Source organism: Collinsella aerofaciens (assembly GCF_027679495.1).
GTDB classification, from domain to species: domain Bacteria; phylum Actinomycetota; class Coriobacteriia; order Coriobacteriales; family Coriobacteriaceae; genus Collinsella; species Collinsella aerofaciens_AK.
Genome location: NZ_JAQEKC010000008.1, coordinates 50,294 through 73,212 on the forward strand (window position 1 = coordinate 50,294; position 22,919 = coordinate 73,212).

Here is a 22,919-nt window from a genome sequence, read left to right on the forward strand (position 1 = left end):
GGCACCATTGGGAGTCATAGTGGGGCAGGCTCAAGCCTTATCCGTTGATAATCGAGGCGATCTCGCGCAAATCGTCGGCAAAGTAGATGCCGTGCTGGCGCCTCGGGCTCGAAAGCCCTTTATCAATCATGTGCCCGAGCAGCGCCTTGAGGTCGTTGTAGTAACCGTCCAGGTTATACAGGATGCACGGAGCACTCAGGTGCCCCAACGACACCGCGGACATAACCTCGGCAATCTCCTCGAGCGTGCCCGTCCCGCCGGGAAAGGCAATGAAGGCATCACCAAGCTCGATCATCTTGGCTTTACGCTCGGCCATATCGCTCGTCACGATGAGGTCGTCGATTCCGTCATGTTGAAACTCGGCCTCGATAAAAAAGCTCGGCTCAACACCCGTCACATGTCCACCTGCCTCGAGTACGCTATCGGCGAGCGCGCCCATCAGTCCCGACTTGGACCCGCCGTATACCAGCGCGTGTCCGTTGGCGCCAATCCAGTTGCCCAGCTCCTGCACCGCGGGCAGAAACGCCGGGTCATTACCGACGCTGGCACCCAGATACACGGTGATATTCATATTCAGTCCCCCTCGTCGTGACGCGCGACGTCCGTTCTAGCGTTGGCGTCGGCGATATTCGCGCACGCGGCGCGACAGGTCGGCGAGCTCGTCACGATCGAGTTCCTCCAAATGCTCAAGATCGTCCATAAAGCGCGCCATGGTGTCCTTTTGGCGCAGCTTGATGAGCGTATTGCAGTAGTTCACCGCCACGCCCGTAAGCATGGCGATATAGAAGATACTGATGACGCTTAGGATGACGGTAATGCCGCGGGCAACCGGCGTTTCTGCCGGGATATCGCCAAAGCCGATCGTCGAGACCGTCTCAAAGCTAAACCACAGGCCATCACCAAAGGTGAGGGTCGTAGGCTCGGACAGCCAGACAGCCGTCGAGCACAGCAGGTAAAAGATAAGAAACAGGCCCGTGATGCGTGCAAAGCCAGCCTGTCGCAGCACATCGGCAAGCGTCCTCAACCTGTTCATCGCGACCCCTTTTCCCAGACACCCAATCTCGTTCGCTCGGTATTGTCCCACAACCGGCAGTTAGGGACGTTCCTTTTGTGCCAGCAGAAAGGGACTGTCCCCAACTGCCGGGCGGGAGCGTTTAGCGGTGCAGCTGCCGACTGGGCAGGCTGAGCTGGTATCCTTATGCGGTAATGTCTCGATTCGTTAGGATTGCACGTGAGAGCTGCCACTGTCCTTCGTTCAGTTATATATCGCGCCCTGACCATTGTGCTTGCCGCGCTTGCCGTGCTGAGTTCTATCGCGCCTGTCCAGGCTTTTGCCGATGACTCTAGTCAGCAAGTCAAGACGGTCCGCGTTGGTTGGCTCGTCAGCAACGAGGGCTTCCAAGACGGCACCCCCGGCGAGCGTCTCTCGGGATGGGGTTACGAGTACCTCCAGACCCTGTCATACTACACGCCCGGCTGGCGGTACGAATACGTCTCCGGCACCTTCACCGAGCTTATGGACATGCTCGAGGCGGGCGAGATCGACCTCATGCCCAACATCTCCTACTCCGAGGAACGCGCCCAAAAGCTGCTCTTTTCCTCGAACCCCGAGGGCACCGAGCGCTACTACATCTACGCCAGGCCCGACCGTGACGACCTCGCAAAGGGTGACCCTCAAGCACTTCAAGGTCTCACTATCGGCTGCAACCGCGGTGTTATGCAAACCCTCGTCGGCCAGCAGTGGCTCGCCAACGAAGGCATTACCTGCACCTATAAAGAAATCGACACTGGCGGTGCCCTCTTTGACGCACTCGCAAACAACGAGGTCGACGCCATCATCATGAACGACACGATCTCGTCGCCCAGTGCCTCCCCCATGTTCTACATTGGTTCGAACGACTACTATCTTGCCGTTCCCAAAAGCCGCCCCGACCTGATGAACGACATCAATGCCGCCATGACGGCAATCGCCCGCGTCAACCCACGCTATAACGACGAAGTCAAATCTAGCTACTCGGCCCAAAACAGCGGTTCATCATCGCTCAACGGCCCCGAATGTTCCTGGCTCAAAGCAAACAACAACACCATCACGCTCGGCTACATTACGGGCAAACTCCCCTACTGCAACGAGGACGAAGACGGCGAAATGGAAGGCTCGCTCGCATCGCTTGCGACGACGCTACACGATAAATTTGGCATTACGGTCAAAACCGTCGCCTTTGATAGCTACAAGATGATGTCAAAGGCCCTGTCAAAGGGAAGCATAGCCGTTGCGCTGCCGGTATACCGAGATTACTGGTTTGCCGAGCAAACAGGCGTTGTGCAGTCGATATCGTTGGGGACCATATCCCTCACCGCCATCTACACCGGCAGCAACCTGAACAAAGACCTTCAGAACATCGCCTGTACCAAATCATCGTTTGTCAACAAAAATGCACTTGAAAGTCTGTTCCCCACAGCGACCGTGACCGAATACCAATCCGACGATGAAGCGTTCGACGCCCTCAGGAAGGGAACGGCGCACTGCATCGTCGCTCCCAGTTCACGCGTAAAAACCATCGGTGACCGTTATGATCTCGAGGACTGCGAGACGGTCGAGCTCCCTGACACCTGTGAGCTCTCGTGCTGGATTTCGCGCGGAAAGCCCGAGCTGCTGGGAATCATCAACAAGGGCATCATCAATGCCGGAGAATCGCTCTCCGCAAGTAATTACTCCTCCACGTCGTACACGGCCCAGGAATCCAACACGCTTCAATTCCTTTATCGCAACCGCACCGCCATTGCAGCTACCCTCATCGGTATGTTGTCGGTCGGCATCGTCCTGCTCATCTGGGCGCTCGTGCGCGCTCGAACCGAGCGCAAAAAAGCCGATGCTGCCAACGCCGCTAAGACGGCATTCCTCACGCGCATGAGCCACGACATCCGTACGCCGCTCAACGGTATCCTGGGCCTTATCGAAATTGAAGAATTGAAGGAAGGCGATATGCAAGTCGCCCGCGAGAGCCGTGCCAAGGCGCGCGTTGCCGCCAATCACCTGCTCTCGCTGATCAACGACATCCTCGAGATGGGAAAAATCGAAGACCGCAAGCTAACACTGGAACATGCGCCTTTTAACCTCAAAGAGCTTTGTGACGATACGCTGGTGCTGTGCAAGCTCCGCGCGTCCAGTAACGGCATCACCATGCAGGACAATAGTCTGCCGTACGCCACGGGGCCATACGTAATCGGCAGTCCCACCCATATCCGACAGGTCATGATCAACCTGTTAGACAACAGCATTAAGTACAACAAGCACGGCGGCTCCGTCACCTTTAGTTCACAGACCAAGCCACTCGATAACGGGCGCGCGCTCTTTTGCTTTAGCGTTTCGGATACCGGCATTGGCATGGCTCCCGAGTTTTTAAAGCATATCTATGAGCCGTTTGCCCAAGAAGGTGACGATGCGCGCAGCAAGTTCCAAGGAACCGGCATGGGCATGCCAATCGTCAAGTCGCTTATTGAACTGATGGGCGGCACCATCGAAGTCACCAGCGAACTCCATGTGGGCACCACGTTCTACGTGGAAATTCCGCTCGATATCGACAAGAACCCCCGGGCGCGGGCGAATACGGTCGAGAGGGCGCTCGACTGCTCGCTCGCCGACATGAACGTGCTGCTCGCCGAAGACAACGAATTGAATGCCGAGATTGCCCAGGCGCTGCTAGAATCCGAGGGCGTCGTGGTCACCCGCGCCGTCAACGGCAACGAAGTCGTCGATCTGTACCTGTCTCATCCCGCCGGCAGCTTCGATGCGATCCTGATGGACATTATGATGCCGGACATGGACGGTTACGAGGCAACCCGCGCGATTCGCCTGAGCGAGAAGGTCGATGCAGCCGATATCCCCATCATCGCGCTCACCGCCAATGCCTTTGCCGAGGACGCCAAGGCGGCACACGACGCCGGCATGAACGCCCATCTGTCCAAACCGCTCGACTTTAACAAGCTCAAAAACATACTCGCCCGCATCAAGAAAAACGGATCCGTTTCGCTATAGTTTGTGCTCAACCACCACGCACGACCAGAAAGGAAGCCAACGATGTTTAGGCCCTTACGTCGAAAGAAACGCGCCATCACTGACGAGGAAGCGCGCGAACTGCTCGCTACCTGCAAGCGCGGCGTCTTTGCCGTCAACGGCGACGATGGCTACCCGTACGCCATTCCCGTCAACTACTTCTTTGACGCCGAGCACGACAAGATTTATTTCCATGGCGCCAAAGCCGGCCACAAGGTCGACGCACTCAAGCGCGATGACAAGGTCTGCTTTACCGTTTACGGCAACGAGTGGCACAAGGACGGTGACTGGGCTCCCTACGTTATGAGTACCGTGGTCTTTGGCCGCTGTCGCCTGGCGAACGACACTCCCGCGTTTATCGAAGACAAAGTCCGCCAGCTCGCCCTTAAGTACTACCCTTCTGCCGAAGAAGTCGAAGAGGAAATCGCCAAAGACATCAAGGGCGTCCAGCTCTACGAGATTTCGATTGAGCATCTTTGCGGCAAGCAGATTCAGGAAAAATAAACCTCCGCAGCAGGTCTGCGCCCAATGGTTACAGATGCCTTACCACACGGGGCCTTCCAGCCGACTTGGCAGAAGACCCCGCATGCAGTGCTCACTTACCGTGCATTAAAAACGTAGCGGTCCAGGCGGTCGCACGCTTCCCTTACGCGCGAAAGCGGCAGCGCCAGATTCACGCGAATGTGGCAGGGCCCGTGGAACGGGCGGCCGTCCTGATATCCCACGCCTACGCGCGCCCCCTCGTCGAGCAGCCACTGAATATCGCGGCCATGCTCGCGGCACCACTCGGTGCAGTCCAGAAACACCATGTACGTGCCCTGCGGACGCGAATAGGACACGCCCTCAAAATGCTCGTCCACGTAATTGCAGAAGTACTCGATATTGCCGGCAAGCACCTGGTTGAGCTCGTCCACCCACTCGTAGCCCTGCGGCTGGTAGGCACCGATAAGCGCATGCATAGAGAGGACGTTCATCTCGTTGTAGTGGGTCTTGTCGGACACGGCGCACACGCGGTCGCGCAGCGTCTCGTTATAGATGATGTGGTAGCTGCCGACCAGGCCCGCCAGGTTGAACGTCTTGCTGGGCGCATAGAGGGCAACCGTGCGCATGCGGGCGTCCTCGCTTACCGACTGCGTCGGAATATGCTTGTGTCCCGGCAGGATGATATCGGACCAAATCTCGTCCGAGATCACCACGCAATCGTGCTGGCGGTAGATGTCCATGGCGCGCTCGATCTCGTCACGCTCCCATACGCGGCCGCAGGGATTGTGCGGTGAGCAGAACACCGCGGCATGGATGTGGTTTTGGGCGAGTTTGCACTCCATGTCCTCAAAGTCCATGCGCCACACGCCCTGGTCGTCGAGTTTAAGCGGGCTGTGGACAATGCGATAGCCCGCAGCTTCGATGGACTTGGTAAAACCAATGTAGGTGGGGCTATGGACCAGCACTGCATCGCCCGGCTGGACATACGCGCGCAGCGTCGACACGACACCGCCCAGCACGCCGTTTTCGTAGCCGATATGTTCAGGGCGCAGGCCCTCGACGCCATTGCGGCGGCTCTGCCATTCGATGATGCGGTCGAAGTACTCGGCGCGCGGGTTAAAGTAGCCAAACATGGGATGCTGAGCGCGCTGAATGATGTGCTCCTGGACCGTGGGCACCGTGGCGAAATTCATGTCGGCCACCCACATGGGAATGCGGTCGAAGCCCTCGTCGGGTGCGTTCGGAGCCATGCCGGGGATCTCGCCCCAAGAGTCAACGGCGATGGAGTCCATGCCGTGGCGGTCGATAAGCGAGCTAAAGTCGTATTTCATGCTGAACTCCCGTGCAAAGTGATTGTTTTGGTAGGCGTTATTGTCCACCAGCACGGGCGATTTTGGCATGGGGTTTGGCGCTTAATTTGACGGGTGCGGACGAATGGCTGGTTAGTCTTGCGCGTCGTTGACGGCGACCACGGTTAGCTGGGTTTTATCGACCGTAAAAGATATGTCAAGCCCGGCGAAGGCCAGATGATAGACGCGGTTTGGCTCGTGCTTGCTGCCCGCGCGGCGCGGATCTTGGCGAAGAACCTCGACCAGACCGGGGAGCTTTGCGGGCGGGACCATGTCTTGAAGAGCCTGCGGGAACTCAACATCGAGCTCTTGCCACGGAGCATCCTCAATCCAGCCGCCCGTTGCATCCGGGTGACAGTCCGCAAACGGAATGTAGGGCTTAATGTCGTAGATGGGCGTGCCGTCGCGCAGGTCGGCCCCCAGCACATGAATGATGGGGCCATCATCGGTGAACTCGACACGATCGAGCTTGACGCAGGTAAGCCCGATGGGATTAGGGCGAAACGGACTGCGCGTGGCAAAGACACCCACGCGCTCGGCTCCGCCCAGACGCGGCGGGCGCACGGTCTTCGACCACTTGGCATTGGTGCCGGACCTGTCCTGCGACTTGGCATCGGCAGCTATGTCCTTAGCCATGCCGCCGGGCGTTCCGTTTTCGAAGCGCCACAACAGCCATAGGTGAGAGAAGGAGTCCAGGCCCTCAACCGCTGCGTTGGAGGCAAATTCCGGCTCAAAGACGATGCGTCCCTGCAGATGAGGCGCCAAAAAGCTGTTGCGCGGAATGCCGAACTTCTGCGGCAGGTCGGTATGTATGTGTGCGATAGGTTCCATGCCGGTCATTGTACGGCATGGAGGTGTGGGGCGTTGCGCGCAATTCCTCGCCGCGGTCCCCGTCGTGCAACCAACGGTTGCTTGGAAGGGCGCCTGCCGCCGCGTATGCTTAAGCCATCAACCAGCAGAAAGGAGCCGCTATGGCCTTTGCAGAAAAGCTCATTGCCATCCGTCGCGCCCATCACCTTACCCAGGAGCAGCTCGCCGCCAAGCTCTTCGTCACACGCCAAGCCGTCAGCCGTTGGGAGCGTGGCGAGGTCACACCGGGCATCGACATGATGAAACTCATTGCCGCCGTGACCGGCGAGCCGCTGCCCCACCTGCTCGAAATGCCCGAGCATTATTGCCAGAGCTGCGGCATGATACTCACACCCGACGACTGCGGCACCGACGCCACGGGCGCCACGACCGACCATTACTGCAAGTGGTGCTACGACCACGGCAAGTACACCTACGACACCACCATGGAGGCGATGATTGAAGATTGTGCCCCGCGGCTGGCGCAAAACACCGGCATGTCGCTCGACGAAGCCGTCTCGCTCATGGGCGCCGTCCTGCCGCAACTGGAGCGCTGGCGCACCGTGCAGGAAAACGAGGAGCGCTACGGTGCCGAGGCGCGGGCACGCTATGGCAATGAGGCTATCGATGCAGCAAACGAAGCGCTGCTGGACATGGACCCTCAGACGTGGAACGACATGAAGGAACTTGAACGCGCCATTTTGGGCCAGCTCTCGATTGCCATGGGCGACGGCGATGCGGATGGAAGCGAGGCTCGCAAGCTTGTCGCAATGCATCGCCGATGGATTGGCCTCAATTGGGGACACGAGCCCCAGAACGAATCGTACCTGAGCCTCGCCCACAGCTATCTTGCCGACCAGCGCTTTGTTGACTACTACGACAAGCCCTGCGGCACCGGAGCCACGGCGTTTCTGGTACAGGCCATCGAGTCGTCGTTGACGCGCGCATAGACCGCGGCGGCTTTGGGTATTTCAATCAAAACCTCAACCGATTGGAGACCTATGGCTACTGATCATGAGCTCGAGCTGTACGTTATGACCGGCTGCCCGTATTGCTTAAAGGTCAAGCACTTTTTGGCCGATAACGGCGTGACCATTCCCGAGCGCAATATCTCGACCGATTCCGATGCCGAACAGACACTCATCGCCGTCGGCGGAAAACGCCAGGTTCCCTGCCTGTTCATCGACGGCAAACCACTCTACGAATCGAGCGACATCATCGCGTGGGTGCAGGAAAACCTGCTCTAGTACGCACGCTCTGTCCGTCCAGGGCCCCAACCCATACGACCCAAACATGTACACCAGCATCCAAAGTCGACATTTTTCGACATCTTTGGATGCTGGCGTACAGCTTTTTGGTAGTCATGGACGCTCTTGGCCGGCTAATTGTTTGAGGAGACCTTTGGATTATGGCTGTTTGACGCCTCTGGAAAGGTTTCCGAGAGGGCTGTGGTCAAAAAAGGGCAAATATGAGTACTGCTACCTGTTTAGTAGCAGCGATTTTGATCACTTCAGGAACTATTCAACGTTCCACTCGTCCGCAGACGACGTTATTTCTCCTCATATGTTCAATAAAAGTAGCTCTTAATGGGAACAAATCTCATCAGGAGCTACAATTTATAGCAAATAAATGCAACCATAATGGCAACAGTACTCATATTTGCCCTTTTTTGACCACGACCCTCCAGAATAGTCGCTGAGAGCGACACTAAATGACAAAATCCGACACTTGAACGTTCTTATATGAGTAGCCATTGAAGGACACCTAACGACTACTCCCATTCGCGACACACTGTGTCGCGAATTAAGCTGGCCCCATTACCGAAGACCAGTGAGAGCTCCTGCCCAGAATCTCAATAGCTTAATAAAGGGCTCCCCTCCGGAAGTTCAATGAGCATCCAAATTCCAAGCTGAAAAGCAAAGGAGTATCGAAGCCGTCAATGCTCATTTCCTATCGAACAGGCAGGTCAAAACAAGCTAATTAGCCCGATGAACTGCTTGTATTTTTGTCTACAAAATTGTATACAAAAAGAGAATCCGAGAACCGGCGCTCGACATTATGTCGATCGATAGGAGGCGCCATGGATGCTAAGCAGCTCGAAAAGATGATGGGGTTTGCTCCCGGAGAGTTGAAGAAAGCCGCGGAAGCCTACGAAAAAGATGAGTGGCCGAAAGGTCACACCATCAAGTTGGGAAGGCCACCAATCTCCGATGAGCCGAGCGTCGTTATATCAGCACGTGTGGGCGAATCGATTCTTGAGGCGTTTGACGAAAAAGCCAAACGCCATGGGCAAACACGCACGGAGCGGCTCAGAGAGCTCATTACACTTGATGCACTGATTGCCTAGGCCCGCTCCCCCGTCGGACCCAAACATGTACACCAGCATCCAAAGTCGACATTTTTCGACATCTTTGGATGCTGGTGTACATGTTTTTGCTACATAGTCGTTGGGGACGTCCTTAAATGACCAGTCGTTAAAGAACGCCCCCGATGACTAGTTAGCCGTGGAAGCGAGCTGTGGGTGCAAGCGGCTGTTCACGGAAGACGCGCTCGACGGCAGCGCGGTATTCGTCGACCTTTTTGGTCTTGCGTACGATCTTGTGGACGGTAGCGGGATCAGCGAAAGCGCACTTGGCGTAGAACCACCACTCCTTCATGCGGAAGACCGCATTGCCGCCAATCTCTTCTGCATATGCCGCAAACAGCGTGTCGTGGAAGCGCTGCAGCTCAGCAGCCGTTGCAGCAGGGCCGCCCTTGACCATGCGAGCCAGAGCGGGGTTCGCGAGCAGGCCACGCCCCAACATCACATGGCGCGTGCCGGGATAGGCCTCCACCAGCGCGTCCATATCCTCAAGATCAAAAATGTCACCGTTATAGGCCACGGGGAACGGCGCACGCTCCAGCGTCTCGCCATAAAACTCTTTGCGCGGCAAGCCCGTATAGCGGTCCTTCTGTACGCGCGGATGCACGATCAGCTCTGCCAACGGCATGCGGCAATACAGATCGAGCACGCGCTCGTATTCGTCGTCATTCTCCAGCCCCAGCCTGGTCTTTACCGATACCGGCAACGGCGACCGCTCGCACACATCGCTTAAGAACACCTCGAGCTCGTCGAGATTGCGCAAGAAACCCGAGCCCTTGCCCTTGGCGACAACCGTACCCGAGGGGCAACCCAAGTTGAGATTGACCTCGCGGTAGCCCATGTCGGCGAGCACCTGTGCCGCCCACACAAATTCGTCCGCGTTCTTGGACATCAGTTGAGGCACTACGTTGAGGCCCTGGTTATTGGCAGGATCGATCTCCTTAAACGCCTTGCCGCCAAAGCAGTTTCCCACCCGCGGCGGCGGCAAAAACGGCGTGTAATAGCAATCGAGTGCACCGAAGCACTCCGCATGCACGCGACGGAACACATGCCCGGTAATCCCCTCCATAGGGGCCAACGATAGAATCATCAACATCTACTCTCAGATCAATGCGGCAAAGGGACTGCCCCCTTGTCACATGCATTATGCCTTGTGCTTCAGGCGATTCACAAGATAGAGGTGACTACTGGACGATGACCATCCTCCAGCCGCACCCCATACAACAAAAGTGAATACTTTCCCGGGAAGTGAACAAGTGAAAAGTAATAGATCTCGATTTACATGCCGTTCAATGCGACAAAGGAACTGTCCCCTTGTCGCATTATTCAGAGCGCAGGGCTTCCACGGGGTCCTTTTTGGATGCACTGCGGGCCGGTAGCAAACCGGCGACGACCGTTAGCAGCACCGAAATCGCGATGAGCACCAGCGCGTCCTGCACGGGCAGGCTCATCAGGTTGGGGACCTGTTTGGCCGCAAGCGCCCAAGCATTGACCGGGAAGCTCACGGCCACCACGACGACAACAGCAAAGACGCCGGCAATGAGGCCCTCGATAAAGGTCTCGGCGTTGAACACGTTTGCCACGTTACGCTTCGACGCGCCAATCGCACGCAGAATGCCAATCTCCTTTTTGCGCTCCAGCACGCTGATGTACGTGATGATGCCGATCATGATGGAGCTCACCACCAGGCTGATGCTTACGAATGCGATGAGCACCAAGCTGATGGTGTTCACGATGTCGGTTACCGAACCCATGATGATGCCCATGTAGTCGGTGTACGAAATTGCCCGATTATCGTGGCCGGCGGCTTTGACCTGCTTGTTGTACGCGTCGATGTGATCGAGCACGCGCTCCTTGGCCTCAAAGTCGCGCGGGAAAATCTTGACCGAGATGGGGTCTGCCTCGTCCGCATAGCCCAACGTGGTCAGATTGTTGTCGTAGGTGAGCTTCGACGCCTTGGCATAGCTCATCATGAGCGAACTCAGGTCCTCGGCGTCCATGTTGAAGTGGATGGCATGAGCAAAGGCACTCGCATCCACGCGCATGGCGCTCGCCAGGTTAGCAAAACTCGACGACATCTGCGTCGCCATCTGGCCCATGAGCTCTGCTGTGCCTGCCTTGAGCTGAGCTGACACCGTCGCCGCAATCTGATCGCTGATCGACTTCATCACCTGATCCATAGCCTGCTGCAGATACGGAGCCAGCTGCTTTTGCACATAGTCGGTCATCGCCTGTTGCAGGCGCTCGGCCAGGGCATCGCCACCGAGTGCCTTGAGCTGAGCCAGATATTGCTGGGCTGCGGCATCATTCTCAAGATACGTCGAGAATGCGGCGGCGAGCTTTGACGCGTCCTCAAGGTCTTCGGGCGACAGCGCCTTAAACTGATCAGACTGCAAAAAGCCCTCAAACAGCTGGTTGGCTAGTGTTCCCACCTGCTGCATTTGCTCGGGCGTGAGTTCCAGACCGTCAAAGATACCCGAGAAATCTGGGGTTGGCGCTTTTGCCATGATGTCGCTGAAGTCGATGTCCTTGCCAACGCCCGAAAGGTCAATGTCCAGCCCCGACAGATCGATGCCAGAAAGGTCCATACCGCCGGCTGCACCCGAGAGCGCAGATGTATCGAACGAAAACGCGCTCTTGAGCGCTGCCTCGTCCACACTGAACATGCTGCCCAGATCCACGCCTTGCTTGGCCTCGCCTTGCAGTTCGTCGAAGGTTTTGCCCGTAAAGACATCCGTCTCGGGGTGGGCGAGTTGCTCCTGCACAATCTGCGAATCGGCGGCGCGCTCCATAAGCTGGCGAGTCAGTGCATGCGTATAGGCAATACCCGGAGACAACGCGCTCGCGTTGGCGGTCTCGTTAGGTCGCACCACGCCCACAATGTGCACGTCGATACCGTCGGCAACCTTGGCGGCCATAAAGTCGGTGTCGCCAGACATATCGGTCCATATGCCGGTCTCTTCGTTTTTGCGATACGCATCGGCCGGCGACAGCACCTTAAACGTCGTGGACAGCGCATCGTCGTAGGTAAATTCGGTGCCGGTCTCGGGCGTTTCGACCCCACCGTCAGCCGTCATAGCGCTGTTTACCAGATCGTTGAGCTCATTGATATCCAGCGCGCCGATGCTGTAGAGCGTGTAGTCGCCCACCGTGCCACGACTCGAGAGCACCATCACGGCTTCGTTGGCAGACGTGGGCCAATGACCGGCGACGACATCGTACTGGCTGTCGAGCAGGCTCTGGTCGTCAATCATCTCGTTAAAGACCGAGGTTCCCATGGATTCCATGCTCACCGTTGCCGCCGAACTCGCACCTCCGCTCATGGCCTCGGTCATGGCGTTGGGCACCAGCCGGACAGGCTTCTCATCGCCCTTGCCGGCACGATAGACAACCGGCGATACACCGTAGCCGTACTGGATGGCGTTGACTTCTTTATCGATGCCGTCGCCACCGGCATCGAGCCACGCCTTAAAGCTCGTCATGTCGTTGGACTTAACGCTTGCAAACATATCCTTTACGGCCGTGACCACGGGAATCTTATCGGTTCCCTTAGCCTTGCCGCCGGCACTGTCGTCGGACGAATCCACGTTTTCAGGCGAGTCATCATCCGCAGCCCCCTGTCCGCCCATCATGGACGACAGGTCGTAATCCTGCTTGGAAATGGTGAGCGGGTAGCTCGAGAGCGTATCCTCCTCGACCTTTTTGATGTAGCCGTTTACGCCGTTGGACAGCGCCAGAATCGCCGCGATACCGATAATGCCAATCGAGCCCGCAAAGGCAGTCATGGCCGTACGGCCTTTTTTGGTCATAAGGTTTCGGGCAGAAAGCCCCAGCGCCGTCACAAAGCTCATCGAGGTTTTGCGCGTAGGCTTGGCTTCGCGGCGCGTGGCGTCAGCGACATCGAAAGGATCGGAATCGTCGGTGATCTTGCCGTCCGCCAGGTTAACGATGCGCGTGGCGTACTGGTACGCCAGCTCGGGATTGTGCGTGACCATAATAACCAGACGGTCGCGTGCCACGTCCTTGAGCAAATCCATGACCTGCACGGATGTCGTTGAATCCAAAGCGCCGGTCGGCTCGTCTGCCAGCACAATCTCGGGATCGTTGATCAGCGCACGGGCGATGGCCACACGCTGCATCTGTCCGCCCGATAGCTGGCTCGGGCGCTTGTTAACATGCTCGCCCAGGCCAACTTTCTCCAACGCCTCGCGCGCACGCTCGCGGCGCTCGGTATGCCCCACACCCGTGAGCGTAAGCGCCAGCTCCACGTTTTCCAAAATGGTCTGATGCGGGATGAGGTTATAGCTTTGGAACACAAAGCCGATGCGGTTGTTGCGGTAGGCATCCCAATCGCGATCGTGAAAGTCCTTGGTCGAGATGCCGTCGATGAGCAGGTCGCCGGAATCGAAATGATCAAGCCCACCGATAACGTTGAGCATCGTGGTTTTACCCGAGCCCGAGGGACCCAGAATGGCCACGAACTCGTTATCGCGAAAAGCCAGGCTTACGCTGTCGAGCGCCACCTGCGTAAACGACTGGGTAACGTACCTTTTGCAAATACCTTTGAGCTCCAACATGGACGGCAACCTCTCCTGCGCAGGCACCCTGCCCGCTCTCCCCCGCCGTTCGTATTCGACGCGTTTGTCCTACTCTATCCCCATTTTTTACCGGTGCAAGTGAGGAATGTAGGGAACCGCATCAAAAAACGAACGGGACGACGTCCAAAAGAAGAGGTCCCGAGCGGGACCTCTAAATGGTGGAGATTATCTTAAAAGGCAGCGGACTACTCCGCACAGCGGCGCACGATCCTCGCCATGCTTTACGCGTTTTTTACTGCTCGCTATTCGCAATCGCCTGGTCGATAAGCTTGTCGAGTGCTGCGCGCTGCTCGGCGGAGCTGATGGCTCCCACGATTGGATCCCCTACGATGTTGCCATTCTGATCGATGACATACGTTGTCGGGAACGAGAACAAATTTGACGTAAACTTACCGGCCTCGCTATCCGGCTTGAACCAGATGTTCTTATACGTCACGCCCTTCTTGCTCAGCACGTCCTTGGCATCTGCAATCTCGCCCTTGTTGCCATCGAGCGTAAAGGAATTGACGCCCACGACCTGGCCGCCCTTCTCGGCAAGCTCCTGATTCAGTTTCTCAAGATCGCCCAGCTCGCCCACGCACGGCTTGCAAGTAGTGAACCAGAAGTTCATGACGGTGACCTTGTTCTTAGAGAACAGCTCGTCGCTGTTCACGTCGTTGCCATCCAGGTCCTTGCCCGTAAAGCTGGGGAACTTCGTCGCCTCGCTCGAAGCATTGGCACCAGCCGTCATGCCAGCGGTCGAAGCGTCGACGCTCTCGCCTGCACTCGGCGTGCTTCCACAGCCGGGGAACTCCTTCTCCAGGCTCTCGAGCTTGTCCTCGATCTCCTTGATCTGCTGTGCACCGGCCTTGAGTGTCTTAAGCTCATCCGCCGTGAACTCATCCTTGGCGCCGTCGATGGTCTTGAGCAGAAAATCGCCGTAATTGCTGCCATCCTCAATCATTGCCGAGTCTTTATTTGCCGCATTGAATACCTTTTCCCACAGCGCGTTATCACTCGAAAAGATCTCGTTCTCCTTCTGCATGAGCTTCGCATACAGCTCGGCGGCCTCGTCGGCATTGGTCGGCTTCTGCGCAGTGAGTTCTGCAATCTTAGGATCGGAGCCCGCAGATTCACTCGCATTGCCACCGGGTGCCGAGCACGCCACAAGGCACAAGGCCAATACCGGCACCATAAACAGGGCCGCAATCTTAGAAAGCTTCATGGTCATTCCTCCGTTTTGTCGAAGCTTGTTTACTTTTTATCGGCGGTCAAGGGGAGCTTTTCCGCCGACACATCCAGGCCATAGCGATAGCTGATGGCATCGACGGGACAGGCCCCGATGCACTTTCCGCACCGGATGCATTCGGCATGATTGGGCGCGCGGACCACATCAACGTCCATCTGACAAGCCTTTGAGCACTTGCCGCACGAGACACATTTGCATGCATCGACCCGAATCCCCAGCAGGGATACCTTATTCATGAGCGCATAGAATGCGCCGAGTGGACAAATCCATTTGCAGAAGGGGCGGTAGAACAAAACGCTCAGCACTACCACGGCAATGAGAACGGCAAGTTTCCAAGTAAAGAGATGTCCCAACGCAGATCGAATGCCGGCATTGGCAATGGCCAGCGGAATGGCACCCTCGAGCACACCCTGCGGACAGATGTACTTACAAAAGAACGGGTCGCCCATGCCCACGTCGTTAACCACCAAGACGGGCAGCAGCACCACGGCAAACAGCAGCACGACGTACTTGATGTACGTGAGCGGCTTAAGCTTTTTCGTGGAGAACTTTTTGCCGGGGATCTTGTGAAGCAGCTCCTGCAGCCAGCCAAACGGGCACAAAAACCCGCATACAAATCGCCCCAGCAGCACGCCGAGCAAAATGAGCGTACCGGTAACGTAGTAGGAGAAGTTGAACTTGGATGAACCTACCACCGACTGGAACGACCCGATGGGGCACGCACCCGATGCCGCGGGGCACGAATAGCAATTAAGTCCAGGTACGCAGACTGTTTTTCCCGCGCCCTGATAGATGCCGCCTTTGGCAAAGTTTGGCAGGTGAATGTTGGTGATGAGCGTCGCCGCCGCCTGAATGAATCCGCGAAATCGGGCCAAAACATGCGGCGCAGTGTTTTCTCTTTTATCCAATTCCGATACACTCCAAGCACAGCCTAATCGCTTTGGCCAGCACGGCATTCGCCTCGCCACGCATAACGCCAAAGCACACCATGGCAATTCCGACGATCAGCAACGCAACCTGCATTACAGGTTTTATCGCTTTGAACAACTTGACCACTCCTTTCGTCACGCGACCTATTGGACCATATCGACTATAAAATCCGTGTTAAGCGCGATTTGGAATGTGCAAGGAGACTGTTATGCGAATTTTGATCGTCGAAGACGAGCGGGCACTGTGTGATGCAATCGCGCGCAGCTTGCGAAACTTGGCGTACAGCGTCGACTGCTGTCACGACGGACAGGAGGCGCTCGACCTACTGGACGTTGAGGCCTTCGACCTCGTGGTACTCGACCTCAACCTTCCCCGCATCGACGGCATGACCGTACTCAGGGAACTTAGGAAAACTGACTGCGAGACTAAGGTACTGATTCTGTCCGCACGCGGCGAAGTATCCGATAAAGTCGCCGGACTCGATGCCGGCGCCAACGATTACCTCACCAAGCCGTTTCATCTGGACGAGCTTGCGGCAAGGATTCGCAGCCTTACCCTCAGACGCTTTACACAAAGCGACATAGTTTTAACCTGCGGAAAGCTCAGCTTTGACACCAAGGCGCGCATCGCTTCCGTGGACAGCGAGGCTTTATCTCTTACGCGCAAGGAAACGGAGATCTTGGAATACCTGATGTTTAATCAGGGGCGTCCGGTAAGTCAGGAGGAGCTTATCGAGCACGTTTGGGATAGCAGCGTGAACAGCTTTAGCAACGCAACCCGCGTTCATATCTCGTCACTCCGCAAAAAGCTACGCAGCGCTTTGGGATACGACCCGATTCGCAATCGGATTGGAGAGGGCTACGTTATGGAGGATAGCGAATGAAAAGGCTTTCGCTGCAATGGCGCATAACGATTATGACGGCACTGCTCACGTGTGCGGCGTGCGTGCTGACGAACTGCCTGGTCGGCTATACGGGCATGCGCTACATGGATGCCATCGGCAGTGACATCTCGGCCTTTAACGCAACCGGCGAAGATTCGCCCCAGGCGTTCGACCCGACGAAAGCGGTCCCCGATGACAAGGTCACGATCGTCGTAAACGACGCACAGGAGTCTTTTGGCACGACAACCTGGTACATCACGGCTGGAGTCACACTCCTTGGCGGCGCGCTAGCATACTTTGCGAGCGGCCGTGCACTCAAACCGCTACGGGCTTTTGCAGCCCAGGTTGAGCGTGTGCAGCCTGACAACCTAAGCGAAATCAGACTCAGTGAAGATGTGCCCACCGAGCTACAGAGATGCAGCGCCTCTTTCAACGACATGATCGCCCGTCTTGGCGAAGGGTTCTCTGCGCAGCGTCAGTTTACCGGCAACGCCGCACACGAGCTGCGCACCCCGCTCGCCCTTATGCAAGCACAGATTGAACTATTCATCTCCGAACACTCCGGTTTGCAACCCGAAACAGCCGAGCTGCTCGACCTGCTACAAGAACAAACCGAGCGCATGTCTCGAATGACCAAGGTATTGCTCGAGATGAGTGAGCTCCGCAGCGTTCCTTGCGAAGACGATGTTGAACTTGGCCCCTTGTCCGAAGAGGTCCTCACCGACCTTGCGCCACTTGCCGATAATAAGGGCATAGCCCTCAATTGTGCTGGAGACGCTTTAGTAATCGGGAGCGACACGCTCCTCTATCGGCTGGTGTTTAATCTGGTCGAAAACGCCATCCGTTACAGCCGCTCCGGCTCGACTGTCAACGTCTCCATCAGCGACAGCGACAGCCACGTGTTCCTGCGAGTCGAGGACCAGGGCCCGGGAATACCCAAGCAGTACCGTGAGAGCATCTTCCAACCGTTCTTTCGCCTGGATAAATCCCGCAGCAGGGCATACGGCGGCGCAGGACTCGGGCTAGCGCTTGTTTGGGAGATTGCAGCGCTTCACGGTGGCACGGTAGAGGTCGAAGCAAATTCCGAGAACGGAACCGTGATGCTCGTGACCCTCTCAAAGGGGGCCACCACGTGATCCGACTGTCCAGGAGTCCCACTCGACATTGTGAAACGCGTCCCAAAACTTGGACATGAGAAATGGGAGACAGTTCGCATCTATGCCGAGGACGAAGTCCTGGCGGGGATTCAGGATGCGCAGAGGAAGCTTGCGGCAGAAAACCCCGACAGAGTCGTGACCGTCGGCGGCAACTGTATGGTGTCGCCTGCCCTCTTCGATTACCTGCACGGGAAATACGAGAACGTTGGAATCGTCTGGATCTATGCGCATCCGGATGTATCCACGCTGAATGATGGCTACCCCAACGCTCACGCCATGGTACTTGGCAGCCTTTTGGAACAGGGTGCACCGCAACTCGTTTCGCGGATGCGGCATCCGGTGTTTAAGCCGAGCGATGTCCTGCATGTCGGGCTACAGCAGCTCCACGACTATCAGGAAGTTTGCTTAAACAAGCATAGGTGTTGCGGTTTTAGCCGATGTCCTCATGGAGGAAAACGGCATGCTGGGTCTGTCTGATTAAAGTCCAACAGTTTCCATGAGGCATCTAGCACGGTAAAAGCTAAAGACCCGGGAGACCCCAAACTGTCAACCATCTTTACGGGTGCAAGGGAAACGGGCAAGACAGCCCCCTCTCGCTCCTATCCGAAACGGCGCTTGAACACGGCTGGATTGCAGCGAATGTCTCCGCCATGCCCGGCATGCTCGAAGATATCATCGAGCACACAAAGGAGGCCGCAGGCCGTTACCTCTCGCAGCCCCATACACGCGTGAGCGGAGTTCAAGTTGGGCAGCGGGGCGGTTTAGCGCGCCAATATAATCAAATCGTGCACTTCCATAGCCTCTCGTCTACGTGGTGTACCGTCGTCTCCCCTTTTATCAGAGTTGGGCGATTTTCAGGCACCCGAGCTGAACTCAAATTGAACTCAACGATGCCTTATCGGTCGAGGGCGTCCTAGCGAGAATATACAGAGGCGCACATTTCGCAGGGAACCTCCCATTCGTTATCATATCGGGATGCTGTCAAGGCAGCGTCAATGCGTTCGACCTACACCTTCTCGCTTTTCGAGGCCTCGTCTGCAGGACCATCGGAATCGATACGGAATCGATCGGCATACCATTCATCCGAAGCAATCACCTTATGGAGCATCTGGAGATGCAGGTCGACATAGTGGCAGAACGCCTTGCCGCATTCCACGAGAGGCGCATTGTTTCTCTCGTTGGGCTCGGCTCCAAAATTAAACTCGACCTCATAGCCCTCCCCAGGCACACCCATGCTCGGCAGAATATCAATGGAGAAGTGGACGAATCCAGACGTCACCTTGTATACATCTTTTACCTTTGGATCGAACTTCTCGAGTAAGTCTTGAAGTCTTCCATCGGACATCTTCTCACCCGAGAAATCTTTCAGCTTGTTCACAGGCACACCTTGAAACACCTGCTTGAGAAAGTCATCCTGGTCTTCGGCGGCGAATAATGCGAATGTCCGCAGGCAGACTCCAACCTGTGCGCGGAGAAGCTGGGCGACGCAAACAAGATTCCTCGACTCGAGCATGGAGATGAATCCGTCTATCAGTCTCATCGCATACTCAGAGGAGGATGCCAGATATAGATCCCATTGGGTAAAGTCGACGTTCATGAAGGGAATCACTGCATTGCGCTCGGCGACTCTCAAGGCACTCAGTCTTTGTTCTATTTTCTCAGCTTCTTGTTTGAACTGTTCGCTATCCAAAATGCCCCCAAATGCCGGCTTCTCAACAAATCAAAAAAGCAAGAGAGACAGAGATTAGGTTCCTGCTCCACTGAACCCGCGCTTCCAGTCGAGACACTCCTCCTCGAAGATCTCCCCAGAGTCCCGCCTCTCGCGCCCCTCACGGAACTGTCCATATCAGTGTAGCCAATCCAAGCACAGCCCCACCGCACGGCCCAGTCGCTTCCGGTCCTGCGTGGCCCCGTGAAGGCGGAAGGGCGTGGTTGTCGTCATCGCGTTCCTTTCTCCTCGTACCTTTTTGGGCATGCGTCACGGGCCCCCGCGCGGCGCTGAGAGCGAATCGGCGCAGGCTTGGGGCCAGTTGCGTAGAGGTTGAGGTTCGGGTTTCGCCGGCTTACGCAGCTTGGCGGGCAGAACGCCCGGGCTCGCTGCGCCTAGGGCGCGGCGGGATCCGCGACGCCGGAGGTGTCGATCTCGCCCAGATTGGCGAGCTGCTCGATGAGGGGGAGGCCCATCGGGTCGTCCACCTCGACGCCGCCGAGCACGATGGTGCTGTCGCGTGTGTCTATTTGGGTTGTGAACACGGCCGGGTCGAAACCCGAAGCGATAAAGCCAATACCCGCGAGGACAACACCCGCGGCAACGAGCCCGCCCGCCACGGCGAGGTAGATCTTCTTCGCACTGGTCATGGTACTCACTCCTTTCTACGCCGCGAGATGCGCGGCAGCGCCGCCCTTCTCGCCCTTACCCTTCCAGAAGGGCGAGGCGGCCTTCCTCGCCCAGAGCGCCGAGAGGCGCGCAATTTGTTTTGAGGCTGCCCAAGCGCCAGCACCAACGAAGAGCGCCACGCCGACGAGGCCGAGCCCCACGCCCGCCGAGGCGAGGGCGTACGGGAAGTGGCCGATGATGACGCCGCTTACGGCAAGCAGGAGCTCAACTACGCCCACGCCCCCGAGTGCCACCGCGACGATCCACACGCAGAGCGCCAGCACCCAGATGCAGATATAGACCGTGACGGCCACGGCGGCGAAGGCGGCGAGCAGCGGCACCCACACCGGGGAGCCCACGATGGCCAGCACCCACAGCAGCGCGGTGCTGCGCCGGCGCGTCCTCGCGATCGCGCGCGGCACGGCGGGCAGGTCGTCGAGCGTGGCCTCCGCCACCTCGCCGGGCGTGCCCATGGCGGCCACGGCCTCCTCCTCGCTCATACCGTCCTCCATGCGGTCGGCGATGGCCTCCGCATAGAACGCCTTGGTCTCCTCCACCTGCTCGGCCGGCAGGCAGGCGAGCAGCTCGCCCAACCGGCCCAGAAACTCATCGCGCGTCATGGTGCGCCTCCTCAACGTATGCGTAAATCTCCCGTACGGACGGCCACTCGGCCAGGAACTCCTCGATGCGCGCTCGCCCGTCGTCCGTGATGCGGTAGTACCGGCGCAGCCGCCCGTTGTGCTCGGCGGAGCGCGCCGTGATGCACCCGGCCTTCTCCAGGCGCTTGAGCAGCGGGTAGAGCGTCGACTCCGTGAGCCCCATGCTCGCCGGTACGTCCTTCACGATCTGGTAGCCGTAGGACTCCTCGCCGGAGACGGCCGCGAGCACGCAGGCCTCCAGGAAGCCGCGCTTCATCTGTGCCTCCATCCGCACACCTCCTCTCGTCATATACTATGCTATACACACTATACGATGCAAGGTATTAGACGTCAACTCTCATCGCGAAGATTCTCCGGCCCCTGCGCGCTGCGAACGTGATATCGCGGGGCGGTTGGCATTATGCATGAAACGTCAAGTAACGCTCTTTTGATCCACTTCCACTCGGCCCCATATGCCTTGTACAACACCCCCCTTCAACCTTGGGTTCAAGGGAGCCGCTAGGCTGGGCGTGCCGGACGGTAAGGTCCTGGACGCGATGGTGGACTTCTCCGATGCCATAGGGGTCATGGGTCTACGCCGATGGAGGCCCACGCACGCGGCAGGGCTCGCCCGTCACCGCTGGTCGCCGGACGGTCCCCACGCCCCGCTCGCCAACGCGCAGGCGACAGCAGCAGTCCAGCGCTAGCTGGAGACGCCGGAATGCCCAGAAGATGCGTTTCCCATCACTGCGACAGAGCTTTTTGCAGGGGTGGCAATTTTTCCTAATATCGAGGTCAGCTTGGCTTCGGTAGCCACCTTGAGAGCATCGCCAATAGACTCTTCCTTTATGCGTTCGGCATAATCGTAGGCAATACCCAAAAATTCCAGTCCCGAGTAACAGGAGTACAATTGCTGCCAGTGTTGCCAGCTGTTGGGAGATGGAAGATGGACTGCGATGGCTACCCATGCGTTCCCATGCCGTTGATGTGCACCGCCTTTGTGCCGGGGCAGATTGACGCTGCGGTTGCAGGCATTTCCGACCCCGATTCGCGCGCCATTGCCACGGCAGAAGCGCTGTACTTTCGCGGACAGGCCACCCTCGCTGCCAAGACAGCGCGCCCCTATCTTGACGCCACCGACCCCGCACTGCGCTATTCCGCATGCTTTATCTGCGGATACGCCAGTCTGTCGCTCAACCGTATCGCCGATGCCCGCCGGTGCCTTGCTGGCATCCTCGATACGCCAGCCGACAAGGAATCGCCTGCCGTCCACGCCATGCACATCCTGTTCGCCTCGGCCGCGAGCGTCCTGCTGCACTTGCCTTCCCCGTATTCCGCCGAAGAGTTTTATCCGCTTGCGGCGCATCTGCCCGAAGGCCTGCGCCTGTTCGCCAGCTATGTGATGGCGCACGCCTTGTATCTGCGCGGCGAATATGGCCGCAGCCTGGGCATGGTGGAAAATGCCCTGATCATGAAACAGGGAAGCTATCCCATCTCGGAGCTGTTCCTGCACCTGGCAGCTTCCATGGCATGCATGAGCCTCAAGGACATCGACGCCGCAAAAACGCACTTCGGAGCTGCTTGGAACGTTGCGCGCCCCGACGGCCTTGTCGAACTTATCGGCGAGCACCACGGCCTTTTGCAGGGGCTTATCGAGGCGTGTCTAAAAACGCAATACCCTGACGACTTCGCACGCATCATCGAGATTACGTATCGATTCAGCTACGGCTGGCGGCGCATCCACAACCCCGATTCGGGCGAGGACGTGGCTGACGACCTGACGACCACGGAATTCACCATGGCCATGCTCGCCTGTCGCGGGTGGACCAACGCCGAAATCGCACGCCATATGGGAGTATCGCCGGGCACCGTCAAAAACCGCCTATCAGGAGTGTATGCCAAGCTTGGTATCGGAACTCGCGCCGAGCTGGTTGCCCACATGTTGCGCTAGCGGCCAGACTGCCCGGCGTATCGAAAGCACTCCGGGGGCCTAGCGCTTTCGCGCGCTCAA

23 protein-coding genes are annotated in these 22,919 nt (G+C 57.5%); 9 read left to right on the forward strand and 14 right to left on the reverse strand.

The window, feature by feature from the left end; translation table 11 throughout:
* Positions 1-37: 37 nt before the first annotated feature.
* Positions 38-571, reverse strand: a complete 534-nt coding sequence (locus tag PGW49_RS04465) for an LOG family protein (protein ID WP_225093283.1) — start codon at positions 569-571, stop codon at positions 38-40.
* Positions 572-607: 36 nt separating this feature from the next.
* The gene (locus PGW49_RS04470; protein WP_225093282.1) at positions 608-1,033 is read right to left on the reverse strand and encodes a potassium channel family protein; all 426 of its coding nucleotides are present in this window, start codon (positions 1,031-1,033) and stop codon (positions 608-610) included.
* 198 nt (positions 1,034-1,231) lie between these two features.
* On the opposite strand from PGW49_RS04470, the gene PGW49_RS04475 reads away from it, so the two are divergent.
* On the forward strand, positions 1,232-4,036 hold the full coding sequence (locus tag PGW49_RS04475; RefSeq protein WP_270225689.1) for an ATP-binding protein: 2,805 nt from the start codon (positions 1,232-1,234) through the stop codon (positions 4,034-4,036).
* A 42-nt stretch (positions 4,037-4,078) separates the two neighbouring features.
* The gene (locus PGW49_RS04480) at positions 4,079-4,558 is read left to right on the forward strand and encodes a pyridoxamine 5'-phosphate oxidase family protein (RefSeq protein ID WP_270225690.1); all 480 of its coding nucleotides are present in this window, start codon (positions 4,079-4,081) and stop codon (positions 4,556-4,558) included.
* Positions 4,559-4,653: 95 nt separating this feature from the next.
* Here PGW49_RS04480 and PGW49_RS04485 read toward each other — a convergent pair whose 3' ends face one another.
* Positions 4,654-5,868 carry a MalY/PatB family protein gene (locus tag PGW49_RS04485; protein WP_195625177.1) on the reverse strand — a complete coding sequence of 405 codons (1,215 nt, stop codon included), beginning with the start codon at positions 5,866-5,868 and terminating at the stop codon, positions 4,654-4,656.
* Positions 5,869-5,979: 111 nt separating this feature from the next.
* Positions 5,980-6,717, reverse strand: a complete 738-nt coding sequence (locus PGW49_RS04490; RefSeq protein WP_240128701.1) for an SAM-dependent methyltransferase — start codon at positions 6,715-6,717, stop codon at positions 5,980-5,982.
* A gap of 140 nt (positions 6,718-6,857) precedes the next feature.
* On the opposite strand from PGW49_RS04490, the gene PGW49_RS04495 reads away from it, so the two are divergent.
* The 3 genes from PGW49_RS04495 (at position 6,858) to PGW49_RS04505 (ending at position 9,082) form a co-directional block, all read left to right on the forward strand.
* Entirely contained in the window at positions 6,858-7,685 is an 828-nt protein-coding gene (locus PGW49_RS04495; protein ID WP_161145051.1) for a zinc ribbon domain-containing protein, read from the forward strand.
* A gap of 51 nt (positions 7,686-7,736) precedes the next feature.
* Positions 7,737-7,982, forward strand: coding sequence for a glutaredoxin family protein (locus PGW49_RS04500; RefSeq protein WP_117734582.1), 246 nt, complete (start codon positions 7,737-7,739; stop codon positions 7,980-7,982).
* Between the two features lie 833 nt (positions 7,983-8,815).
* Entirely contained in the window at positions 8,816-9,082 is a 267-nt protein-coding gene (locus PGW49_RS04505) for a ribbon-helix-helix protein, CopG family (RefSeq protein ID WP_055309982.1), read from the forward strand.
* 151 nt (positions 9,083-9,233) lie between these two features.
* Here the strand turns inward: PGW49_RS04505 and PGW49_RS04510 are convergent, their stop codons facing one another.
* The 5 genes from PGW49_RS04510 to PGW49_RS10465 form a co-directional block, all read right to left on the reverse strand.
* A complete protein-coding gene (locus tag PGW49_RS04510) occupies positions 9,234-10,166 on the reverse strand; it encodes a tRNA dihydrouridine synthase (RefSeq protein ID WP_240128765.1) in 933 nt (310 codons plus the stop codon).
* Positions 10,167-10,419: 253 nt separating this feature from the next.
* Positions 10,420-13,674, reverse strand: a complete 3,255-nt coding sequence (locus PGW49_RS04515; protein ID WP_270225698.1) for an ABC transporter ATP-binding protein/permease — start codon at positions 13,672-13,674, stop codon at positions 10,420-10,422.
* A 253-nt stretch (positions 13,675-13,927) separates the two neighbouring features.
* Complete coding sequence (locus PGW49_RS04520) at positions 13,928-14,899, reverse strand: TlpA family protein disulfide reductase (RefSeq protein WP_195568549.1); 972 nt, start codon at positions 14,897-14,899, stop codon at positions 13,928-13,930.
* Positions 14,900-14,928: 29 nt separating this feature from the next.
* Positions 14,929-15,831, reverse strand: a complete 903-nt coding sequence (locus PGW49_RS04525) for a 4Fe-4S binding protein (protein WP_195568548.1) — start codon at positions 15,829-15,831, stop codon at positions 14,929-14,931.
* Positions 15,824-15,946, reverse strand: coding sequence for a CD1871A family CXXC motif-containing protein (locus PGW49_RS10465; protein WP_411161328.1), 123 nt, complete (start codon positions 15,944-15,946; stop codon positions 15,824-15,826). The genes PGW49_RS04525 and PGW49_RS10465 overlap by 8 nt, the downstream gene beginning before the upstream one ends.
* 97 nt (positions 15,947-16,043) lie before the next feature.
* On the opposite strand from PGW49_RS10465, the gene PGW49_RS04530 reads away from it, so the two are divergent.
* Genes PGW49_RS04530 through PGW49_RS04540 form a run of 3 tightly spaced genes read left to right on the forward strand, consistent with a single transcriptional unit; the run spans position 16,044 to position 18,370 of the window.
* On the forward strand, positions 16,044-16,736 hold the full coding sequence (locus PGW49_RS04530) for a response regulator transcription factor (RefSeq protein WP_270225703.1): 693 nt from the start codon (positions 16,044-16,046) through the stop codon (positions 16,734-16,736).
* The gene (locus tag PGW49_RS04535) at positions 16,733-17,872 is read left to right on the forward strand and encodes a HAMP domain-containing sensor histidine kinase (RefSeq protein WP_195625188.1); all 1,140 of its coding nucleotides are present in this window, start codon (positions 16,733-16,735) and stop codon (positions 17,870-17,872) included. Before PGW49_RS04530 ends, PGW49_RS04535 begins: the two co-directional genes overlap by 4 nt.
* Before the next feature lie 30 nt (positions 17,873-17,902).
* Complete coding sequence (locus PGW49_RS04540) at positions 17,903-18,370, forward strand: arginase family protein (protein ID WP_199574392.1); 468 nt, start codon at positions 17,903-17,905, stop codon at positions 18,368-18,370.
* A gap of 529 nt (positions 18,371-18,899) precedes the next feature.
* Here PGW49_RS04540 and PGW49_RS04545 read toward each other — a convergent pair.
* The 5 genes from PGW49_RS04545 to PGW49_RS04565 form a co-directional block, all read right to left on the reverse strand.
* Positions 18,900-19,583, reverse strand: a complete 684-nt coding sequence (locus PGW49_RS04545; protein WP_195568545.1) for a hypothetical protein — start codon at positions 19,581-19,583, stop codon at positions 18,900-18,902.
* Positions 19,584-19,996: 413 nt separating this feature from the next.
* Positions 19,997-20,251 (reverse strand): hypothetical protein, encoded by a 255-nt coding sequence (locus PGW49_RS04550; protein WP_118081429.1) that lies wholly within the window; start codon positions 20,249-20,251, stop codon positions 19,997-19,999.
* A 15-nt stretch (positions 20,252-20,266) separates the two neighbouring features.
* Positions 20,267-20,890 (reverse strand): DUF1700 domain-containing protein, encoded by a 624-nt coding sequence (locus PGW49_RS04555; protein WP_195568543.1) that lies wholly within the window; start codon positions 20,888-20,890, stop codon positions 20,267-20,269.
* A complete protein-coding gene (locus tag PGW49_RS04560; RefSeq protein WP_022093836.1) occupies positions 20,877-21,197 on the reverse strand; it encodes a PadR family transcriptional regulator in 321 nt (106 codons plus the stop codon). Before PGW49_RS04560 ends, PGW49_RS04555 begins: the two co-directional genes overlap by 14 nt.
* Positions 21,198-21,611: 414 nt before the next feature.
* Positions 21,612-21,788, reverse strand: a complete 177-nt coding sequence (locus PGW49_RS04565) for a hypothetical protein (RefSeq protein ID WP_195625189.1) — start codon at positions 21,786-21,788, stop codon at positions 21,612-21,614.
* A 66-nt stretch (positions 21,789-21,854) separates the two neighbouring features.
* Between PGW49_RS04565 and PGW49_RS04570 the strand changes: the two genes are divergently transcribed.
* Positions 21,855-22,859, forward strand: coding sequence for a helix-turn-helix domain-containing protein (locus PGW49_RS04570; RefSeq protein ID WP_229066805.1), 1,005 nt, complete (start codon positions 21,855-21,857; stop codon positions 22,857-22,859).
* Positions 22,860-22,919 lie beyond the last annotated feature (60 nt).